The organism is Trinickia sp. HAY1-2D (genome assembly GCF_056754935.1).
In genome coordinates this window covers 686,749-708,300 of the sequence record NZ_JBPGWX010000001.1, presented here as the reverse complement: position 1 = coordinate 708,300, position 21,552 = coordinate 686,749, and the positions used below count along the sequence as shown (strand labels likewise).

The 21,552-nt window shown below is 64.3% G+C and carries 17 protein-coding genes; 8 read left to right on the top strand and 9 right to left on the bottom strand.

From position 1 onward, the window contains the following. Positions 1-34 precede the first annotated feature (34 nt). Both ACR9ZC_RS03125 and ACR9ZC_RS03120 read right to left on the bottom strand, forming a co-directional pair. The gene (locus tag ACR9ZC_RS03125; RefSeq protein ID WP_481579080.1) at positions 35-1,378 is read right to left on the bottom strand and encodes an RNA polymerase sigma factor; all 1,344 of its coding nucleotides are present in this window, start codon (positions 1,376-1,378) and stop codon (positions 35-37) included. 446 nt (positions 1,379-1,824) lie between these two features. Next, a complete protein-coding gene (locus ACR9ZC_RS03120) occupies positions 1,825-3,069 on the bottom strand; it encodes an MFS transporter (RefSeq protein WP_481579079.1) in 1,245 nt (414 codons plus the stop codon). Positions 3,070-3,191: 122 nt separating this feature from the next. On the opposite strand from ACR9ZC_RS03120, the gene ACR9ZC_RS03115 reads away from it, so the two are divergent. Next, positions 3,192-3,446 (top strand): GlsB/YeaQ/YmgE family stress response membrane protein, encoded by a 255-nt coding sequence (locus ACR9ZC_RS03115; protein WP_173255638.1) that lies wholly within the window; start codon positions 3,192-3,194, stop codon positions 3,444-3,446. Positions 3,447-3,519: 73 nt separating this feature from the next. On the opposite strand, the gene ACR9ZC_RS03110 is transcribed toward ACR9ZC_RS03115, so the two are convergent. Next, on the bottom strand, positions 3,520-4,497 hold the full coding sequence (locus ACR9ZC_RS03110; RefSeq protein ID WP_481579078.1) for a LysR family transcriptional regulator: 978 nt from the start codon (positions 4,495-4,497) through the stop codon (positions 3,520-3,522). Between the two features lie 103 nt (positions 4,498-4,600). On the opposite strand from ACR9ZC_RS03110, the gene ACR9ZC_RS03105 reads away from it, so the two are divergent. After that, positions 4,601-5,836, top strand: coding sequence for an MFS transporter (locus ACR9ZC_RS03105; protein ID WP_481579077.1), 1,236 nt, complete (start codon positions 4,601-4,603; stop codon positions 5,834-5,836). A 34-nt stretch (positions 5,837-5,870) separates the two neighbouring features. On the opposite strand, the gene ACR9ZC_RS03100 is transcribed toward ACR9ZC_RS03105, so the two are convergent. Beyond that, the gene (locus ACR9ZC_RS03100; RefSeq protein WP_440563188.1) at positions 5,871-6,557 is read right to left on the bottom strand and encodes an MgtC/SapB family protein; all 687 of its coding nucleotides are present in this window, start codon (positions 6,555-6,557) and stop codon (positions 5,871-5,873) included. A 211-nt stretch (positions 6,558-6,768) separates the two neighbouring features. After that, entirely contained in the window at positions 6,769-7,581 is an 813-nt protein-coding gene (locus ACR9ZC_RS03095; protein WP_481579076.1) for an alpha/beta fold hydrolase, read from the bottom strand. Positions 7,582-7,664: 83 nt separating this feature from the next. On the opposite strand from ACR9ZC_RS03095, the gene ACR9ZC_RS03090 reads away from it, so the two are divergent. Further along, entirely contained in the window at positions 7,665-8,270 is a 606-nt protein-coding gene (locus tag ACR9ZC_RS03090) for a CGNR zinc finger domain-containing protein (protein WP_481579075.1), read from the top strand. Positions 8,271-8,365: 95 nt separating this feature from the next. Here the strand turns inward: ACR9ZC_RS03090 and ACR9ZC_RS03085 are convergent, their stop codons facing one another. Beyond that, positions 8,366-9,130, bottom strand: coding sequence for an IclR family transcriptional regulator (locus ACR9ZC_RS03085; protein ID WP_331567808.1), 765 nt, complete (start codon positions 9,128-9,130; stop codon positions 8,366-8,368). A 213-nt stretch (positions 9,131-9,343) separates the two neighbouring features. Between ACR9ZC_RS03085 and sauS the strand changes: the two genes are divergently transcribed. The 3 genes from sauS (at position 9,344) to ACR9ZC_RS03070 (ending at position 13,909) form a co-directional block, all read left to right on the top strand. After that, positions 9,344-10,789 carry an acylating sulfoacetaldehyde dehydrogenase gene (gene sauS, locus ACR9ZC_RS03080; RefSeq protein WP_481579074.1) on the top strand — a complete coding sequence of 482 codons (1,446 nt, stop codon included), beginning with the start codon at positions 9,344-9,346 and terminating at the stop codon, positions 10,787-10,789. Then, complete coding sequence (locus tag ACR9ZC_RS03075) at positions 10,786-12,405, top strand: AMP-binding protein (RefSeq protein WP_481579073.1); 1,620 nt, start codon at positions 10,786-10,788, stop codon at positions 12,403-12,405. Before sauS ends, ACR9ZC_RS03075 begins: the two co-directional genes overlap by 4 nt. Before the next feature lie 121 nt (positions 12,406-12,526). Beyond that, the gene (locus tag ACR9ZC_RS03070; protein ID WP_481579072.1) at positions 12,527-13,909 is read left to right on the top strand and encodes an MFS transporter; all 1,383 of its coding nucleotides are present in this window, start codon (positions 12,527-12,529) and stop codon (positions 13,907-13,909) included. A 15-nt stretch (positions 13,910-13,924) separates the two neighbouring features. Here ACR9ZC_RS03070 and ACR9ZC_RS03065 read toward each other — a convergent pair whose 3' ends face one another. Further along, entirely contained in the window at positions 13,925-15,562 is a 1,638-nt protein-coding gene (locus ACR9ZC_RS03065) for a GMC family oxidoreductase (protein WP_481579071.1), read from the bottom strand. Between the two features lie 289 nt (positions 15,563-15,851). Between ACR9ZC_RS03065 and ACR9ZC_RS03060 the strand changes: the two genes are divergently transcribed. Continuing rightward, complete coding sequence (locus tag ACR9ZC_RS03060) at positions 15,852-16,847, top strand: AAA family ATPase (protein WP_481579704.1); 996 nt, start codon at positions 15,852-15,854, stop codon at positions 16,845-16,847. Continuing rightward, positions 16,844-18,565 (top strand): cobaltochelatase CobT-related protein, encoded by a 1,722-nt coding sequence (locus ACR9ZC_RS03055; protein WP_481579070.1) that lies wholly within the window; start codon positions 16,844-16,846, stop codon positions 18,563-18,565. The genes ACR9ZC_RS03060 and ACR9ZC_RS03055 overlap by 4 nt, the downstream gene beginning before the upstream one ends. 65 nt (positions 18,566-18,630) lie before the next feature. Here ACR9ZC_RS03055 and pta read toward each other — a convergent pair whose 3' ends face one another. Together pta and xsc are read right to left on the bottom strand one after the other, a co-directional pair. Further along, the gene (gene pta, locus ACR9ZC_RS03050; protein WP_481579069.1) at positions 18,631-19,671 is read right to left on the bottom strand and encodes a phosphate acetyltransferase; all 1,041 of its coding nucleotides are present in this window, start codon (positions 19,669-19,671) and stop codon (positions 18,631-18,633) included. A 12-nt stretch (positions 19,672-19,683) separates the two neighbouring features. Next, positions 19,684-21,501 carry a sulfoacetaldehyde acetyltransferase gene (gene xsc, locus ACR9ZC_RS03045; RefSeq protein ID WP_481579068.1) on the bottom strand — a complete coding sequence of 606 codons (1,818 nt, stop codon included), beginning with the start codon at positions 21,499-21,501 and terminating at the stop codon, positions 19,684-19,686. Positions 21,502-21,552: the final 51 nt, after the last annotated feature.

The following is a 21,552-nucleotide window of genomic DNA, read 5'->3' as shown; positions in this document are numbered from 1 at the left end:
CGTACCAAAAGAGGAGCAGGACATCGCCGCCCGGTTAGTGACCGAGGGTGGACATCGCACGCCGCAAACTGTTTCGGGCGCGGTGCAGGATTGCCTTGACGGTGGCTGGCGGCCTATCGATGATGTCGGCGATTTCCGTCATGGAGTGGCCGAGCACGTAGGCGAGCGACATGACCAGGCGCTGTTCGTCCGGCAGCAGGTTGAGTGCTTTGGAAATGAGATCGCTCGATTCATAGTCGTGCCAGTAGTGCATGAGTGCGTACGAATCGTCGAGCGGTACGAGCAGCCGAGTGTGACGCTCGCGGCGCAAAGCGCTCAGCGCGCAACGGTACGCAATGCTCATGATCCAGGTCGATGCGGCACAGTCGTAGCGGAATTGCGCGGCCTTGTTCCAGACAACCAGGAACGTGTCATTGATCACCTCTTCGATCAACTGCTCGTTCCAGCTCATGCGATTGAGAAAACGCGTCAAACGGCGGTGATAAGTCCTGTAAAGCTGCGCGAGCGCAGCGGCGTTGCGTTGCGCGATGCGCTCGACGACGGGCGCGTCGGGGTCGACTGCCGACGCGGCCCCGTGTGCGCCGCCGAGTTCGGCGTTGATTTCGCTGGCGACCGATTGAAACTCGGCATGCGTATCGCGCAGGCCGCGCACATCGGCAATATCGTGCATGGCGCCGACGATACCGGCGATGCGGCCAGCGCTGTCGCGAATCGCACTTTTGAAAAAGCGGACCATGCGAATCTTGCCGCTGGCGTGCCGCACGCCGGTGGCGTAGCTTTGGAGCCCACCCGAGGACACGAGGTCAAGATCGGCACGATGGTAGGTCAGTGCAAGCTCCGACGGCGCGACGTCATACACTGTCTTGCCCTGGACGGCCTCGCGTCCGAAGCCGAGAAAATTCTCGAATCGATCGTTGCAGCCGATATAGATGCCCTCAGCGTCCTTCATGAAGACCGGTGAACCCATGGCATTCGCATGAGCCTGCATTTGAGCGAGCCCGGCGTGCGTGCCGAGTGCGAGACCAATCAAGCCTGCATGCCCTTTCGCGTCTCGAATGATGCCTTCGGGCTGTTCGATGTCCCGCTCCGTGACCGCATCGTTGGCGCCGTGCACGACGAGCGAAACGACACGCTCCGCGGTAAGTTGGCGCATGACGGGAATGAGGTAGGGTTTCGGGCCGGTTTCGGCCCGCATCTTCGCCAATTCGTTTGCCGCATCCGCCTCGCGGCAGTCCAGGAAGACAACGGCAGGCTCGGTGTTGTCGAGCTCGCACGGCGACGAAAGCGCAACGGCTCCGTGCGCTTGAATGTTGGCGGGCGCGGCGTGTGCACGCGGACTGAACCAGAACAGGTGGGGCTCGTCAGTACAACTCATCATGACTCGTTCTCGTTTTTGCGATGCAATGGTTCAGGGTATTCAACAACTCAAAAGATGTAGGGCAGTGGATTGTTTGATACGCGATTGACTGAATCGAATACGCGGACGGTGGCCGCAATGCCCCATTGGCGTTTCGCCGATGGGTTCGGGTCAGGCCGGGAGCCATCGGGGCAGCGGTCGTTAAACGATACGGCGCTTTGCGAGAAATAGTAAGAATTGGCGCCGTAGGGATTTCCGTATTGTTGCGTCATCCACACTGAAACCGGGAAGATTCCCGCTATCGCTGTCAAATATTGAGACAAGGGGAAAATGTACCGGTGCCCGGGTCGACGCTCTGTGACGAATCGATGACACAGCTTGCGGCGGATGCAATGTCGCACGCGCGCGTCCGGGCGTTCAGGCGTTCGAGCGCGAACTCGGCGTTTCGGCGGACCGAGGACTCAAGACTATGCGTGCGGCGATGCTCCGGTTCGGACATGCACGCGCCGGCCCGCGGCATAACCGAATCCTGCCGATACGGCGCAGACGGCGGCGCACAGGAATGCCAGACTGTAAAGGGAGCCGGTTGCATGCAGGAGCGAGCCCGCGATGAAGGGGCCGCTCGACGCGATCAGATAGCCGATGCCTTGCGCCATACTCGAGAGCTGAGCGGCAACATGCGAATCGCCCGAGCGCAACCCGATGACCGTGAGGGCAAGTGTGAAGGCGCTTCCCTGCGCGATGCCGAGCAACACTGCCCAGCCCCACATCGTCGAGATCGGCGCGAAGAAACAACCCACGAGGCTCAGCCCGGTCAGCAACAACGCGCCGACGTTCACCCAGCGCTGGTCAGGTAGACGCGCGATCAGAAACGGCAGCAGCAAAGAGGCCGCGGCCTGCGCCATCACGCTGAGCGAAAGCATGAGCCCCGCATCGACCGCACTCATGCCTCGCATGCGCAAAACGGTCGGAAGCCAGCCGAACACGATGTACGCCAATGACGATTGCGAGCCCATGAACAGCGTGACCTGCCAGGCGAGCGGGTCTCGCCATAAACCGCGCACGACGCGTGAAGTCCTTTCGATGCGCGTGCCGGCGGGAGGGAGTTGAGTACTCCACATGAGTATCGCGAAAACAGCGGGCAGAGCCCACATCGCCAAGGCCCATGCCCACGCATTGCCGCTCGTGTTGCCGAATAGCTGCCCGATCGCGTTTGCCGCTGGCGCCGTGACTGCCGCGGCGGTCGCCGCGCCCGCGCACATCGCGGCACTGTAGAGCCCGGTCATGAGCGCGACGTGATGCGGAAAATCGCGCTTGACGACGCCGGGCAGCAGCACGTTCATCAAACCAATCGAGAAACAGGCCACCACCTGACCGAGATACAGAAGCTGCCAGGACGGGATGACCCGCAATGCCGTGCCCGCGGCAAGCAGCGTCAGCAGGAGAAGCAACGCCCGTTCGCTGCCCATACGACGAGACAGCATCGGCGCAATCGGCCCGAACAACCCGAAGCAGAGCGAGGGAAGGGTAGTCAGCAAACTCGCGCCGGTGGTTGTCAGCCCGGTTGCGCGAACCGCTTCCAGCAGGATCGGGCCCACGCTCGTAATCGGCGTGCGCAGCGAGAAGGCGATCAAAGCGAGGCTCGCCGCCAATGCGATATTGCGAGTGCCGGCGCGGTTCCGAGCCGTATCGGGGGTGTCGCTTGCTTTCATCTGGTTCCTGCGGTTCTAACAATTTTTGACAGATTTCTTCGTTTCAAGCCGCTACCCTACATCGCCCGACACAGCGAGGGCATAGCGGGGAGTGCCACCGTGACGACAAAAGGAGAATGTAAATGGCAGCACATGGAATTATCGTTTGGCTCGTGATCGGCGCCATCGCAGGCTGGCTGGCAGGCTTGATCGTGGGCGGCGGAGGCTTCGGGCTACTGGGCGATATCGTCGTCGGTATCATTGGCGCGTTCGCGGGCGGCTGGCTCGCGGGGGTGCTGGGGATTCACATTGGCGGCGGGTTCATCGCATCGATCATAACGGCGACGGCCGGCGCGGTGGTGCTTCTCGTTCTTTGGAAACTGATCCGTCGGGCGTAGATTCGGCCTCGACGGGCCCGTGACCGACGGCCGCAATTGTCGCGGCCGTCGGTGCGCGGATTGCCTGAATCCGCTACAGGCCGCCTATCGCAAGCGGGACGGCCTCACGCATCAGTGCGACGAACCGCAGCAACCGAGATGGATAAAACTGCGCGTGCGGATAGATGATGTAAACGGGCAGTGCCGCGGCCTGCCACTTTGGCGCGAGGTGGACGAGGCGCTGCGCGGCGAGATCGTCTGCAAGCAGCCAAGCCGAGCTCGCGCATGCACCGATGCCGAGCAGTGCCGCGCTGCGAAGCGCATACAAGTTGTCCGTGCTCATGCGCGGGTTGATCGAGATGCGGCGCTTCTCGCCCGTATCTGCATGTGTCAACGTCAACTCGGTTTGGTAATACGTCCGCAACGCGAGCCACGGTAGAGACATCAGTTGTTCCGGTTCTTCCGGCACCGCGCCATATTCGAGCAAAGACGGCGAAGCCGCCACGATCCTCGAGACATTCGACAGCCGGACCGCCACCACCGCGGGATCGCTGGGCTCGCCCACCTGGATCGCGCAATCGATGCCGTTGGCGATGAAATCCCGCACATCGTCGCGCAGCAACCACTCGACCGATACGCGCGGGTGATCGCTCAAATACGTTGCCAGCGGTTCGACCAATCTGTGTTGACCGAATGCGTGCGGCACCGCCACTCGCAGCAATCCCTCGGGCTCCTCCTGCGCCCCGCGTACGTCGGCCTCGAACGACGCCCAGCTCGCCAGCAACTGCTTGGCGCGCTTGAAGCACCGTTCGCCATCGACCGTCAGTCGCATCGCATGCGTCGTGCGCTGCAGCAGTCGCACGCCGAGCGACCGTTCGAGCGCCTGCAAGCGGCGGCTGATCGTGGGCTGTGTCGTTCGCATTTGCGTCGCGGCAGCCGACAAGCTGCCGGCCTCGACTATACGCACGAACGTTTCCATGAGCTCGAAACGCTGGCTCGCACTGTCCGTGAAACCTTCCGAGCTGTGCGGGCGGGCGCCTGGGGCGGCGAAAGGGCGAGGTTTTGTTGTCATACGCTCAGCGTATAACAAATCTGCGCCGTGCGGTACTACCAGGGCGATGACAGGAACGTCACACTCGCGTCCATTGATTCGACACCCGAATAAGGATCCGACGATGTCCACTTCACAGACCTTCGATGCAGCGTCCTCGGCTTTACCGCAGACCGCGCGGACGCAAGGCTCGACAGCTGCGCTCAGTCCTCGCCTGGTGTTGCTGCTCGCGGCTGCCGCCGGCCTTGGCGTTGCCACGCTTTATTACAGCCAGCCGATGCTCGGCATACTCGAGACTCATCTCGGCGCGTCCACACGCGTTGTTGGAATGGTGCCGATGCTGACCCAGCTCGGCTACGCGCTCGGCATCTTGCTGCTTGCGCCGCTCGGCGACCGGTTCGATCGGCGCCGCGTGATTCTCGTCAAGGCCACTGCGCTCGTCGGCGCTTTGTTGCTCGCGGCGGTTTCCCCGTCGATCGGATACTTGCTGGCAGCCAGTTTCGCGATCGGCTTGGCGGCGACGATGGTGCAGGACATCGTGCCTGCGGCGGCCACGCTTGCGCCCGACACGAGTCGCGGCAAGGTGGTCGGAACGGTGATGACGGGATTGTTGCTCGGCATTTTGCTGTCGCGCGTTGTGAGCGGTTTCGTCGCCGAGCATGCGAGCTGGCGGGCAATGTTCTTCGCTGCGGCGGCAAGCGTCGCAGCGATCGGCGCGGCTGCTTGGCGGGGACTGCCGTCGTTCAAGCCGACGACGCATCTGTCGTATCGCGCCTTGATCGGCTCGCTCGCACATCTGTGGTGGCATCATCGCGCGTTGCGTCGCGCCGCGTTCGCGCAAGGGCTGCTTTCAGTGGGCTTCAGCGCGTTCTGGTCGACGCTGGCTGTCATGCTGCACGGCGCGCCGTTTCACCTCGGCAGCTCGGTGGCGGGCGCATTCGGTCTTGCCGGTGCGGCCGGCGCGTTGGCCGCGCCCATTGCCGGGCGCTTGGCCGATCGCCGCGGGCCGGAGTTGGTCACGCGCATCGGCATTGCTATTGCGACGCTTTCGTTCGCGGCGATGGCAATCGGTCTGACGATGGCGCCTCATACGCACCTGGTCGTGCTTGCGCTCGCGACGGTCGGCTTCGATCTTGGTGTGCAGGCGACGTTGATCGCACATCAGACGATCGTCTACGGCATCGATCCTGCGTCGCGTAGCCGTTTGAATGCGGTGCTGTTCGTCGGAATGTTCATCGGCATGGCGGCGGGGGCGGGCATTGGTAGCTTGGCTCTGGCGCAATGGGGCTGGGCTGGCGTGATCGCGCTTGCGGTGGTGTCGTCGCTGGCCGCGCTCGCGGTGCGGATGTGGCCGCGCTGAGCGGTGATCGGTGATCAGTGACCCGAGAAGGCCGTCATCCGGCGTTTCGGCATTCGCGAACGCCGGACATTGCCGCCAGTCGCGCACAGATAGCGGCGAAGTCGCTGTCCGCGGTGCGAGACAGTCCGATCTGCACGTCGTCGAGTTCGGGATCGTCTTCGGACTGCTGGACGATGAACTGCTTGACCCGGACGCTACCCGTACCGAGGGCCTCGTGAACACTATCGAGCGACACGCTGCCGCGCTCGACCAGCATGTGGATACTGCGCTGTTGCTTGACCGAAATAAAACGACGTTCGAGCGGTTTCACCCCGGCAAGAATGACCAGGATGATGATGGTGGCGCCGATAGCGGCAGTGTACATCCCACCACCGACCGCCAGGCCGACGCCTGCGACGGACCACAGGCTCGCGGCCGTCGTGAGTCCACGCACGATCTCCCCGCGCAGAAGAATCGAACCGGCTCCGAGGAAACCGATGCCCGATACGACCTGGGCGGCGATCCGTGACGGATCGAGTACGACGTTCTTTTCGCCCAACACATCCGCGAATCCGAACGCCGAGACCAACATGATCAACGACGAGCCCACACACACGAGCATGTGTGTGCGCAATCCGGCGGCCCAGTTCATCCGCTCGCGCTCGAAGCCAATGGCGCTGCCAAGCAGCGCTGCAAAAACGAGTCGGCCTAAAAGCTCGAAGTTGGTTATCGTGTGTTGCATGTCAATAGACTGTTCTGGACCCGCTCGAAGACCCCATGGACGATCTCGGTCCTTGTCCCCTGCTGCTGGAGATAGGACCGGTCGCAGGGAGATTATGAATCATGCGCGGATGATTTCGCGAGTAGCGGTGCCCGAGAGCCAAACCCCTTCGAGACGTAATGGCGGCGCAAGCAACGAGCAACGCGCGTGATGAAGCGCGAACAGGTGACGTTCAACGGCCGGCTCCGCCGAGCACTGCGCAGACGATCGCTTCGGGCGCATCCTCCTGGACGAGATGCCCGGCACCCGGCACCGTGATCAGCATGCCGTGCGCGATCCGGTCCGCGAGCGCCTGCCCCTGTTCGAGCGGAATCCAGGCGTCGCTCTCACCCCAGACGATACGGACCGGGAAATCCGGCGGCGCATAGCGCGCCTCGGCCTCGGCGACATAGCGCTGGTCCATCTGAGCGATCTGCCGATAGAAGGCGGCCTGGCCGGTCGCCGTCAGCCACGGCGACCGATGGATTGCCAACGCTTCCTCGCTCATCGGGCGTGCAACCGCATTACTGATATACGCCGAGACGAGGGCGCGATGCGCATAGGGCGGCAGCCCGGTGAATGCGGCTTGGTACTGCGCCACGTGCTGCACGAACGGGGAACCTTGCGGCGTGATCCCGACAGGGTTCACGAGCGTCAGCTCGGCGTAGTCGATGCCATCGAGGAAATGCGCGCGCAGCACTGTCGCGCCGCCATAATCGTGGGCGAGCACCTGCGGGCGCTCGATGCCCCATTCGCGCAGCATCGCGGCAAACAGCCTGTTCTGCATGCCCAGCGACACGTCCGCGTCCGGCATGTCGGATTGGCCGTACCCGAGCAGATCGTAGAAGAAAACGCGGCGCGTCAGCGAGAGCCACGGCGCTATCCGGCGCCACACCTGCGACGAGAACGGCGTGCCATGTACGAGCACAAGGGGCGGGCCGTCGCCCAGCTTGCCCCACGCGATCCGATGGCCTTCGAAGTTGAAGCGGTTGGTGAGTTCGAGCATCGTTGCACCTCTCCGTAACCTGTTATATGCGTATAATAGGTTACTCGTCGTCGGGTGCAGGCGCAACCGTCAAATCGAAATTAATGGTTACTTCGAATCAACATTCGCCTCAAGGGCATCGATGGAGCGACGCCGACCTGGTCGGTGGTCACCCTGCGTTGGATTTTCTCAATACGGTGGCCGACAAGGGCAAGACGCGCATGGAAGAGAAGCTCGTGCAATGGCACGACGTGCACACTTGGGCTGCGGCTGCAGGACTACTCGCGCCGGCTGACCTGACGCGTTTCCGTCAGCAGCCGGAATGGGAGGGCGCGGAGCAGCTGACAGCGCTCCATCGTTTCCGTGAAGACGCGTACGCGGCGATCGTCCATGTGACGAGCGGGGTTGGCGATCGGCGAGCCTTGGACGGGCTTGCCGCGGCGATCCGGGACGCGATCGGTCGCAGCACGTTCACGACTTTCGACGGCCGATTCGTATGGCGGCCCGACGTGCAGACGGCATGGCGCTGGATCGATTCGGTTGCGCTCGCTTTCGAGCACCTGATGCGCAGCGAAGACTTGGGCCGGGTACGCCAGTGTGGCCGCTGCACCTGGTTCTTCGTCGATCGTGGCCGCGGCGCCGGGCGGCGTTGGTGCGATATGCGGACCTGCGGCAATCGCGCGAAGGCCGAGGCGTTCCGCGAGCGGTGAGTCGCGATACAGGCGATCAAGCACTGAGTCGTCGGCCTTGTAATGGCGGCGTGAGCCCAATGCGCCGCCGCGGCACGGACTCGATCGCCGTCGCGTCAATCACGGAACGTCTTGGCGGTTTCTTCGGCGGCGTGCCGCAAATCCGGTTCGAAGGCTAGCAAATCCTGTAGCGTGAGCCGCCCGACCGGCGCCTGCACCGCGATGGCGGCGCAGGCGCGGTGACGGTCGAGCATGACAGGCACCGCGATGGCGATGAGCCCCTGAAGGTGCTCCTGGTCGTTGACCGCCAACCGGCGCCGGCGCGTCAACGCAAGCTCCTTGCGCAGCACGTCGCGGCTCGTGATCGTGCGCTCGGAATAGGGCCGTAGCGGTAGGGTGTCGATCACGCGTTCGCGCCGATCCTTCGGCAGAAAACTGATCAAGAGCTTGCCGCTGGCGGAACAATGCAGCGGCACGTGCGACCCCGGCTGCAAATGCATGCGCAACGGCCACTCCGTTTCCACGCGGTCGATATAGACGACGTCGTTGCCCGACAGCATCGTCAAGTTGCATGTCTCGCCGATCTTCGCCACGAGTTGCTCGAGCAATACATGGCGCGCGGCAGCCGGGCCGGCATGCATGAGCACGTTTACGGCCAGCATGCGCACGCGCGGCGAACACTCGTAGCGTTTGTCGCCCGCACCGCGCGTGACGAGCCACGCATCGGTCAACTGTACGAGGATGCGGTGCATCGTCTGTTTCGGCAGGTCGAGCGTGGTTGCAAGATCCATCATCGATAAGGGGCGGCCAGCCGCCGCCAACGTTTCGAGCACACGAAACGCTCGCACCGCCGCCGCATTCGACTGATTCGATCCCGACATGCTCTCTCCCCATCAGGCATCAGGCGGGCTCGCCGCGCCGCCTTCATTGTGTATCGGATCTTGCGGTTTTCGGGACTGGGGGAAGTCCCGAAATTCGCGTTTTTTCCTCCGCGAGCGGGCGCAGTCGACGAATGGTCAGGAAACGGGACTCGTGCGCTCTCGCCGCCGCTTAGATTGGCTGTACCGCCAATCTTTATCGCAATGGGAGCGTGTATGAATGTGAGGGCTACAACGGCCGAAACGGCAAGCTCGCCGGCTGCGGACGACGTGAGGAGCGAGGTGGGTGCGCTCGTCGCCCGCGCACGCGAGGCGCAGCGCGTCTTCGAACACGCTGGCCAAACGGCGCTCGATACGGCTGCGGCCGCGGCGGCCTGGGCGATCATGGAGCCGGGCCGCAATCGCCGCCTCGCCGAGCTCGCGGTGCGCGACACCGGCCTCGGCAATGTCGAGGACAAAGTTCAAAAGAACTTCCGCAAGACGCTGGGGCTGCTGCGCGATTTGCACGGCAAGCCCACTTGCGGCGTGATCGCACGCGACGCCGAGCGCGGTATCGTCGAGATCGCGCGGGCGGTCGGCGTAGTGGCTGCGGTGACGCCATCCACCAACCCTGCGGCCACGCCCGCGAACAAGATCGTCAACGCGCTCAAATGCGGCAACGCAGTGATCGTATCGCCATCGCCCAAGGGGTATACGTCGTGCGCGCTGCTCGTCGAGTTCATTCATCAGCAGTTTGACAAAGCCGGGCTCGACCGGGCGCTCGTGCAACTGCTACCGGCCCCCGTCAGCAAAGCGGCCAGCGCCGAGTTGATGGCCCGAGCGGACCTCGTCGTCGCCACGGGCTCGCAAGCGAACGTACGCATGGCCTACGCGAGCGGGACACCGGCTTTCGGCGTTGGCGCGGGCAATGTCGCGTCGATCGTCGAACGCTCGGCCGTTCTCGACGATGCGGCGCGCAAGATCGCGCTGTCCAAGACGTTCGACAACGCGACGAGCTGCTCTTCCGAAAACAGCGTCGTTATCGAGGATGCGATCTATGACGCGATGCTCGGTGCGCTGCAACGATGCGGGGGCGTATTGCTCGATGCGGCACAAAAAGCCCGGCTGCAAGCGGCGATGTGGCGCGACGGCAAGCTCTCGGAACACTGCACCGCAAAGCCGGCGGCGCGTATCGCGCAAACGGCCGGGCTCGACGAGATCGCAGCGCGCGAGCCGGCGTTTTTGATGGTCGAGGAAAGCGGCTTCGGGGTCGAGCACCCGTTTTCGGGCGAAAAGCTCGCGCCTGTGCTTGCGCTCTATCGTGCAAGCGATTTCGAGGCGGCGGCCAGCATCGTGCGCGAGCTCTACGCCTATATGGGCGCGGGCCACTCGGTGGGCTTGCATACCGCGCACCTCGATCACGCAGTCCAATTGGGCGAGCACCTGCCCGTTGCGCGTGTGATCGTCAATCAAGCGCATTGCCTCGCAACGGGCGGCAACTTCAACAACGGGCTGCCCTTCTCGCTGTCGATGGGATGCGGCACCTGGGGACGCAACAATTTTTCGGGCAACCTCGATTACCGCTATTACCTGAACGTGACGCGGGTGGCGTATCCGATCGAGGAGCGCGTGCCCGAAGTCGACGCGCTGCTCGGCGAATACTTCAGGAGCGTCGGCCGATGAAAACGCCTACGACGCTGCGCGCCTTGATCGATATGCGCGCGATGCAATCTCCAGACGAGCCGTTTCTGTTGACCGCCTCCGCAAACGATGACGCGCGTACCGATGAGGCAACGGCGATCACCTTCTCCGTGCTGCGTGCGCAGTGCCGCGCGCTCGAGGCAGGCTTTCGGGCGGCGGGACTGCGGCGGGGCGACGTCGTATCCGTGTTCATGGGCAACGGCATGCAGACGGCTACGCTGCTGCTCGGGGCGATGTATAGCGGGCTCGTCGTTCATCCTCTGAACCTGCTGTGTCAGGCTTCGCAGTTGCGCTACATCGTCGAGCACTCGGATACCCGGATGATTTTCGTCTGCGACGAGACGGCCGAGGCGATCGCGGGCGCTTGCTCGGCGCTTTCCGAGCAAGCGCCTAGGCGAAACATTACGCTCGTCCGTACGGCGCCCGATGCGCTCGAATTGCCGGCGCTGGCGGCGCGCCGTCTCGCGCTGGCCGAAACCGCGGCGGCGGGAGCCGAGGAAGAACCCGTGGACGAAGATCCCGTGCAAGCTTGCGTCGAGCCGAACGACATCGCGTTGTTGATGTACACGTCCGGCACGACCGGCGCGCCCAAAGGCGTGCTGCTGAGCCACGGCAATCTACTGGCCAATGCCCGCAACATCAGCGCCGAGCACCGGCTCGGCATGGGCGACCGCGTGCTCGCATCGTTGCCGCTTTATCACATCAATGGCCTCGTCGTGACGCTGCTCGCGCCGCTTTACCACGGTGGCTCGGTCGTGATGACACCGCGTTTTTCGGCGCGCACGTTCTGGCAGGATGTTTCGCGCTCGCGCTGCACCTGGATCAACCTCGTGCCGACGATCGTCGCGTATTTGCTGAGCGGGGAACAACCGGAAGGGTGCGACCTCTCGGCGCTCAGGTTTTGCCGCACGGCGTCGGCGGCGCTTCCCGCCGACCATCATCGCGCGTTCGAGGCGCGCTTTGGCATCGGCATCATCGAAACGATGGGGATGACCGAAACGGCCGCGCCGGTCTTCAGCAACCCGTATGAGCCGGCATTGCGGCGCATCGGCAGCATCGGACTGCCCTCGGGAGCGCAGGCCAAGGTGATCGATCGAGAGGGCCGCGAATGCGCGCCATACGAGGCCGGTGAAATCGTGCTGCGCGGCGAGCAAATCATGCAGGGCTACTACAAGCGGCCGGACGAAACCGCCAAGGCCTTCACGGCGGACGGCTGGCTGCGTACGGGCGATCTCGGGTACCGCGACGACGACGGCTATTTCTACATCAACGGCCGCGCGAAGGAACTGATCATCAAAGGCGGCGAGAACATCGCGCCGCGCGAAATCGACGAAGCGCTACTGCGCCACCCGGGCGTGTTCGACGCGGCCGCGGTGGGCGTGCCCGATCCGGCTTACGGGCAGGAGATCGTCGCGTTCGTGGTCGCCCGCGAGGCGCATTGGAACGGCGCGCCCGACGCCGAGGAGTTGCGCGCGCACTGCCTGCGGGAACTGGGACGGTACAAGACGCCGAAGGAATTCCATTTCGTCAGCGAACTGCCGCGCGGCCCGTCCGGCAAGGTGCAGCGCCTGAAGCTCGTCGTGCCGCCGCCCGACTGACGGGCACCTAGCGCGGGTTGCGAACGCGCAGGGGCGGCCCGACAGCGGCGCCGGCAGCGCTCGCGCCCGGCCCGATAAAGACACCGAATTTCCCAAGAAAGACACGGTAGGAGACATCGACATGAAACAACGTGCGCAGCGCGTGAAGACGCGCCACATCATTTTGGCGGTCATGTGCCTCATGTACTTCATCTCGTACATCGACCGCGTGAACATCGCGGTCGCAGGGCCGCTGATCCGCCACGAAATGGGCCTGACCACCGTGCAACTCGGCCTCGTTTTCTCGGCATTCGCTTACCCGTACGCGGCAATGCAGATCATCGGCGGATGCTTGTCGGACAAATTTGGCCCGAAAGTCGTCCTCACCGTGCTCTCGCTGATTTGGGGCGCGGCCACGCTGGCGACGGGATTCGCCGGCAGTGTCGCGACGCTCGTCGTGCTTCGCTTCCTGCTCGGGATCGGCGAAGGAGGGGCATTCCCCTCTGCGACGCGTGCCTTCACCTACTGGATGCCCGTGCGCGAGCGGGGCTTCGCACAAGGGATCACGCACAGCTTCGCTCGGCTGGGCGGGGCCGTGACGCCGCCGCTCGTGCTCGCCGTCGTCGTCGCGGGAGGCTGGCGCGATGCGTTCATCTTGCTGGGCGTCGCGAGCCTCGCTTGGACCGTGCTCTATTTGTTCGTATTCACGAACACGCCCGAGCAGAATCGTCGCATCACGCAGGAGGAAACCGCGGAGATCGGCTACCGAAGCGGCGATTGCGAGCGAGCCAAGCGTGCGCCTACGCCGTGGCGCAAGCTGATCCGGCGTATGTGGCTCGTCACGTTCGTCGACTTTTGTTATGGCTGGCTGTTGTGGGTCTATTTGACGTGGCTGCCGTCGTACCTGAAGGAATCGCGAGGCTTCGATCTGAAGCATCTCGCGCTCTTCACGGCATTGCCGCTGCTCGCCGGGGTGGTGGGCGACACGTTGGGCGGCGTGGTGTCGGATCGCATCTACAAAAGCACGGGGCGGCTGCGCCTTGCGCGTTGCTCCGTGCTCGTCGTGGGCATGGGCGGTTCGCTCGCATTTCTCTTGCCGATGATTTCGGTCGCCGATCCGCTGACGGCGGTATGGCTGCTCACCGGCTCGTTCTTCTTTCTGGAAATCACGAATCCGGTGCTGTGGACGCTGCCGCTCGACATCGCCGGCAAGTATGCCGGGACTGCGGGCGGGATGATGAACACGGGGTTCGGCATCGCGGGAATGATTTCTCCCGTTGCGTTCGGGTATCTGATCGAACACACCGGCAGCTACAACGCGCCGTTCATGGTCTCGGCCGGTTTGCTCGCATTGGGTCTGGTCGCCGCCTTGTTCATCGACACGGCGCGTACCGTGGAAGCCGACGAGGAACGCGAGCGTGAGGAGGGGCCGGCAGCGCGCCGCGCATTCGCCTTTCTCGACGCCGCGCCGTCCGTGCGGCTCGAACGCCATTCGCTGCGCCGGCCGCTGCGGTGGTGGCGCTGAGTGGGCGCGGACCCGTCACACGCCGGCGGCGGCCGGTTCGAGCTGCGAGACCGCTTGCATCGCGCGGTCTTCGAGGATCATGTCGGCTGCCTTCTCGGCGATCATGATGACCGGCGCGTTGGTGTTGCCCGACACGAGCTCCGGCATGATCGACGCATCGACGACGCGCAAGCGGGCGACTCCGCGCACGCGCAGGCGCTCGTCCACGACGGCGAGCGCGTTGTTGCCCATCTTGCAGGTGCACGCGGGATGGTAGATGGACTGACTGAATTCTCGGGCTGCATCGAGCAATTCGGCATCGCTGCGGTAGTGCGCACCCGGGGTGAATTCGGACAGGATTTGCGGCGCGAGCGATGGCGCGGCAGCGATGCGCCGAGCGACTTTGATCCCGCCGACGACGACCGGGTGATCGCGTTCGTCGGACAAATAATTGGCGTGGATCAGCGGATAGCGCAGCGGATCGGGCGAGACGATCTCGATATGGCCGCGGCTGAACGGCCGCAGTTGGCACACCGACGCCGTAAAGGCGGAGAACCGATGCGCGCCTTGTCCGGGCTTATCGGCGCTGAGCGGCTGCATGTGAAATTGGATGTCGGGCCGATCGACGTCGGGGCGCGAACGCGTAAAGATGGCGACCTGGCTCGCGGCAAGCGTCAGCGGGCCGGTGCGCCACAGCGCGTACTGCATGCCGATCCACGCTTTGCGCAGCGGGTGATTGACTTCGTCGTTGAGCGTGCGCTCGCGCGTGCGGTACACGAGCCGAACTTGCAGATGATCTTGCAGGTTCCGGCCGACACCGGGCAGATCGAACAGCACCGGCACGCCGGCGCGTTGCAGCACGCTCGCCGGGCCGACGCCCGAGTGCTGCAGAAGCTGCGGCGAACCGATCGCGCCGGAGGCGAGAATCACTTCGGCGCGTGCGCACACGAACTTGCGCTCGCCGCCTTGCAAGTATTCGACGCCGATCGCGCGCTTGCCCGCAAAGCGCACGCAGCAGGCCTGGGCATGCGTGAGAACGCGCAAATTGCGGCGCCCGCGCGCCGGTTTCAGAAAGCCTTTTGCGGTGCTACATCGAAACCCTTTGTGGGCCGTCTGCTGGAAGTAACCGACGCCTTCTTGCGTCGCACCGTTGTAGTCGGGATTGAAAGGGATGCCGATTTCCTGCGCGGCAGCGATGAAGTGATCGGCGATGGGCCGGCGCAATCGGAGATCGGACACTTTCAACGGCCCGCCCACGCCGTGATAGGCGTTCGCACCGCGTTCCTGATCTTCGGATTTCTTGAAGTAGGGCAGCACCTCGGCGTAGCTCCAGCCGCGGTTGCCCAGTTCGGCCCAGCGATCGTAATCCTCGCGCTGCCCGCGCACATAGAGCAGGCCGTTGAGCGAGCTGGACCCGCCGAGCACTTTGCCGCGCGGCCAATCGATGCTGCGGCCGGCGACATTGGAGTCGGGCTCGGTGCGGTAGCACCAGTCGAGCTCGGGGTCGTGCATGGTCTTGAAATAGCCCACCGGCACGTGGATCCACGGATTGGTGTCGGCGCCCCCGGCTTCGAGCAACAGGACGCTGTTGCGCGGATCGGCGCTCAGGCGGTTGGCCAATACACATCCCGCCGATCCCGCGCCGACGATGACATAGTCGACTTCCGGTTCCATGAAAAGGTCTCCTGACAGCGCCTGCGAGGCGGCGCAAATGCGTGCCGCGCAGGGGTCGCCTCACTGTCGCGGATGGCGAAGGACGGCGCAAGACCTATCCCCGCTGCGCGGACCAAACTGAAACGGAAAGTATCGATTCGGGATCAAAAGCGACGGGCGCTGCGCGCCGCACGGCGCTGTACCCACTGAAACGGCGTCACTGGCGCTATGGGCGGCCCGGGGGCGGACGATACGATGTGGTTCGAGGCGCGAACGGCTCGGCGGCGAGGCAAAGGAGAAAGCGGTGACGATGGATTTCATGCAGGACAGGCCCGATGGAAGAGTATCGGTGCGCGAGTGCTTCGGCATCGACACGGGTTTGATGGCGCCCATGTTCGCCGAGCGCGACGATCACGTGCCCGATGTCGATCCGGCCTACCGGTTCAATCCGGACGTCACGCTTGCGATCCTTGCCGGCTTCATGCGCAATCGGCGCGTGATGGTGCAGGGCCTGCACGGCACCGGTAAATCGACCCATATCGAACAAGTCGCTGCGCGGCTGAACTGGCCGTGTGTGCGTGTGAATCTGGATGGTCATATCAGCCGGTTGGACCTGGTGGGCAAGGACGCCATCGTCGTGCGCGAGGACCGGCAGATCACCGAGTTCCAGGAAGGGATCGTGCCGTGGGCGCTGCAGCGGCCCGTTGCGTTGATCTTCGACGAATACGACGCGGGCCGGCCCGACGTCATGTTCGTGATTCAGCGCATCCTCGAGCGCGATGGCAGTCTCACGCTGCTCGATCAGAATCGCGTGATTCGCCCGCATCCGTACTTTCGGCTTTTCGCCACGTCCAATACCGTCGGCCTCGGCAACCTGAACGGGCTTTACCACGGCACGCAGATGCTCAACCACGCGCAGATGGACCGTTGGAACGTCGTCGCGAAGCTGAGCTATCTGCCGCCCGAGCAGGAGGCCGACATCGTGCTGGCTCGTGTGCCGGAGATGGACGATCCGGCCGGGCGGGCGGGCGTCGAGCAGATGGTCGCGATGGCGGCGCTCACGCGCCGAGGTTTCGCCGCGGGCGATCTGTCGACACTGATGTCGCCGCGCACGGTGATCAACTGGGCGGAGAACTGCCAGATTTTCAAGGACACCGAACTCGCATTTCGCCTCACCTTCCTGAATAAATGCGACGAATCGGAACGTCCGATCGTCAGCGAATACTATCAGCGCTGCTTCGGCGTTGAACTGGGCGAGGCAGGGCACGAAGCCGAAGCGGGCGGCGGCGCCTTGAAGCCGACATGACGACGTCCGCGCCTGATGCCGTGTGCGCCGCGGTGCGCCGCGAACGCTTGTGCGCGGCGGTGGCCCGCGCGCTGACCGGCGATGCCGCTTTGCATTATCGAAGCGGACGGTTGTGCCGGCAGGTGCGGCCGTTGCCTTTGCATGCGCCGCATCTGCGCAGCGACGCGACGCAGGACGACTTCGCTTTGCTGCGCGGCGCAGCCGATTGCGCGGCGATGCGACTCGTGCATTCGGATGCGGCGTTGCACCGGTCCTTATCGCCGACGCCCTACATCGAGCGTTTGCTGTTCGAGATTTTCGAGCAGATTCGCTGCGAGGCCCAGCCTGCGCCGGGCATGCACGGGCTTGCGCGCAATCTGCGCGATCGCTTCGAGTCATGGTCGCGCGGCTATTTCAGGGCGGGCCTTGCCGACGATCACCTCGGCATCCTCGTCTACACGGTCGTGCAAATTGCATGGTCGCGCGTGACGGGTTGGCCCGTGCTCGGCGAAACGGAGGATCTCATCGAGGGTACGCGTGCCGGAATCGTCACACAGATCGGCACGGACCTGGCGGGGTTGCGCCGCCATCGTTTCGAACAACGCGCCTATGCACGGCACGCGCGCGAATTGGCGCATCGGATCGCATCGATGCTCGCGCATGCGCGCGCCAGGTTCGGCGATAGCGGCGATGACGAGCGAAAACCCGACGATGCGTTGACCGCGTTCTCCCTCTGGGTGGACTTCGACGAATCGCACGAGGCCGGTGCTGAAAGCGCGGCGCCGGGCTCAAGCCGAAGCCTGGATCGGTCCGCGCAGGGTTACCGGGCATACACGACGCAGTTCGACCGCGAGGTGCGCGCAGCAGCGCTGGCCCGGCGGCCGCTGCTGCGCGACTACCGCGCGAAGCTGGACGAGCGCATTGCTGAAAGCGGCATCAACAGCGCACGCATTGCGCGCGAGTTGCAGGCAGCGCTCGCCGTCCCGCGCAGGGACGGGTGGTCGTTCGGCGAGGAAGACGGACGCATCGACGGACGTCGTTTGGCACAGATCGTCAGCTCGCCCGCCGAGCGGCGCGTGTTCATGCAAGAACGGATGCGTCCGCACGGCGATTGTGCAATCGCTTTTCTGATCGACTGCTCGGCGTCGATGAAGGCGCAGATCGAAACGATTGCCGTGCTGGTCGATAGCCTTGCGCGCGCGAGCGAGCAAGCGGGGCTTCCAACCGAAGTGCTCGGTTTCACGACGGGCGCATGGAATGGCGGGCGCGCGCGGCTCCAGTGGCTCGCGTCTGCACGGCCGTCGCATCCGGGACGCCTGAACGAGCTTTGCCATATGGTGTTCAAGCGCGCGAACGATAGTTGGCGGCGTGCGCGCACCGACATCGCCGCACTGTTCAAGGCCGATCTTTTTCGCGAGGGCGTGGACGGCGAGGCCGTCGAGTGGGCATGCTCGCGGCTGGCCGCGCTGCCGGTCGCGCGGCGGATCCTCGTCGTCATCTCGGACGGCAGCCCGATGGATGCAGCGACTGCGCAGGCCAACGACGCGACCTATCTCGATGCGCATCTGAAGGAGGTGCTTTTGCACCATCAAACGCTGCGTGACGTGGACGTGGTCGGGCTGGGCATCGGGCGGGACTTGAGCGCTTACTTCCGGCAGTGCGCAACGTTGGACCCAGCCGAGCCGCTCGATACGAAGCGGCTCGTCGGCGTGGCTCGCTGGATCGGAGCGAGGCGCTAGCCGTCATAGACCTAGCCGTAGCCAGAGCCGCAGCCGACGTCACCGTCGGCGACGCGGCGACGCCCTCACGCGGCGTGGGGTTCCTGAGAGGGATGGGCGCGGCGTGTGTGCGCGGCTTGCGCTTGCACGGCGGTGACGGCGATGACGTAATAGATGTCCTCGCTGCTGCACCCGCGCGACAGATCGTTGGCGGGATAATTCAGCCCCTGTAGCAGCGGGCCGATCGCCTTGGCGCCGCCGATGCGTTCGGCGAGCTTGTAGCCGATATTGCCGGCGTCGAGATTGGGGAAAACGAGCACGTTCGCGTGACCGCCCACCTGCGAGTGCTCGATCTTGCGCTCGGCGATTTCGGCGACGATCGCCGCGTCGAGCTGGACGTCGCCGTCGATGGCCAGGCCCGGACGCACCGATTTCACGCGTTGCGTCGCCTCGATCACCTTGTCGACGTGTGCGTGATGCGCACTGCCGCTCGTTGAGAACGACAGCATCGCCACGCGCGGCTCTTCCATCAGCAAGCTGCGCGCGCTATCGGCGGCGGCCATGGCGATCTGCGCGAGTTGCTCGGCGTCGGGATCGACGACGAGCGCGCAATCGGAGAACACGAGCCCGCCCTTGTAGCGATGAAACGGCTCGCACAGCATCATCAGGAAGAAACTCGACACGAGCTTGAACGACGGCTCGAGGCCGATCAATTGAATCGCCGTGCGCACGACGTCGGCCGTCGTGTTGACCGCGCCCGCCACCGAGCCGTCGGCGTAACCGTGCCGCACCATCAGCGCCGAGAAGACGAGCGGCTTGAGCACTTCCCGTTGCGCCAGCTCCGGCGTCATGCCCTTGCCGCCGCGGAGCGCGACGAGGGTGTCGACGAACGGCGTGTGCCATTCAGAAGCGGCCGGATCGATAAGTGCGATGTCGCCGAGCGCGAGCGCTTCGCGCTCGGCGGCCGCGCGGATGCGGCCGGGATCGCCGACCAGCATGACGCGCGCGATGCCTTCGCGGCTGGCGCGCACCGCGGCGGCCAGCACGCGTGGATCATCGGCCTCGCACAGCACGATGCGCATGGGTGACGCGCGCGCCGCTTCGATGATGCGGTTGAGGGCTTTCATAGTCGTGGCGGATCAGACGTAGTCCTTGTACTTGTCGAGCAGGCGAACCGGCTTGGACAAGGCATCGCGACGGAAGGGATCGCCCAGTTCGCGCGTGCACATGATCTCGATGATCGTCGTCTTGCCTTCGTTCATCTGCATGTCGATCGCGCGTTTGAGCGCCGGCCCGACATCCTCCAACTGATCGACGACGATGCCTTCCGCCCCCATTGCACGTGCAATGGCGGCGAAGCTTTGATTGTCGAGCTCGCCCGCCACGAAGCGGCGGTTATAGAAATCGACCTGATTCTTCTTCTCCGCGCCCCATTGCCGGTTGTGGAAAACCACGGCCGTCACGGGAATGCCATGGCGCACGCAGGTCATCGTCTCCATCAGGCTCATGCCCCACGCGCCGTCTCCCGCGTACGACACGGCAGGGCGGTGCGGCGCCGCCACTTTGGCGCCGATGATCGTCGGGAAGGCATAGCCGCAATTGCCCCAGCTCATGGCCGCAAAGAAGCTGCGCGGCTTGTTGAAGCGCAGGTAGCTGTTCGCGACCGAATTGATGTTGCCGATGTCGGTCGACACCATGACGTCCTCGGGCATCGCTTTCTCGAGCTCGCGCAGCACTTGCCTTGGGTGCAGATAGTGCCCGCCGTTGAACGTGCGCTCGTGCTTTTGCTCCTCGATCATGTCGAGGCTGTAGGCGTCGAGCTCGTGCGTCCAGCCGTCGAGTTCTTTTTCCCACGCCGCTTTCTCGGCGGCGATTTGATCCGCGCGTTCGCTGCGCGTGGCATCGCACGCGAGTTCGCGATTGGCCAGCCTTTGCGTGAGTGCGAGCGCCGAGGCCTTCGCGTCGCCGCAAATGCCTACCGAAATCTTCTTCACGAGGCCGAGCATCTTGTGGTCTGCGTCGATCTGAATGATCTTCGCCTCTTTCGGCCAATAGTCCATGCCGTGCTGGGGCAGGGTGCCGAACGGGCCGAGGCGCGAGCCGAGCGCGATCACCACATCCGCGCGCGCGAGCAGCTTCATGGCCGCTTTCGAGCCCTGATAACCGAGCGGACCGCACCAGAGCGGATGGTTCGCCGGGAACGAGTTGTTGTGCAGATAGCTGTTGACGACCGGCGCGCCCAAGCGCTCGGCCAGCGCCTTGCAAGCCTCGACCGCATCGGCCATGACCACGCCGCCGCCTGAGATGATGACCGGAAACTTGGCTTGCGCGATCAGATCGGCCGCCTCGTTCAAGCTTTCGTCGCCGCCGGGGCCGCGATCGAGCTTGCGCGGCTGCGGGATCTCGACCTTGACCTTGCCGTAGAAGTAGTCGCGTGGGATGTTGAGCTGGGTCGGTCCCATCTCGGCCTGCGCGCGATCGAAGCAGCGCGCGGTGAATTCGGCCATGCGCGCCGGATGCGTGACATGGCCCTGGTACTTCGTGAATTCCTGAAACATCGGCAACTGATTCGCTTCTTGGAAGCCGCCCAGGCCAATGCCCATTGTTCCCGCTTCGGGCGTGACGATCACGACGGGGCTGTGCGCCCAATAGGCGGCCGCGATCGCGGTCACGCAATTGCTGATGCCGGGGCCGTTTTGGCCGATCACGACGCCGTGGCGGCCCGATACGCGCGCATAGCCGTCGGCCATATGGCCTGCGCCCTGCTCGTGCACGACGGGGATCAGGCGGATGCCGGCCGGCGCGAAGATATCCATCGCGTCCATGAACGCCGAGCCCATGATGCCGAACATGTCGGTCACGCCATTGGCCGCGAGCGTTTCGACGAACGCTTCGGAAGGAGTCATCTCTTGCGGGCCGCTGGCCGTCGCGCGTTGGGAAGTGGATTGGTCGCTCATCAGTGTCTCCGGTCCTCGGTTAACAAAACGCTTGGTTTCGATGCTATTCAG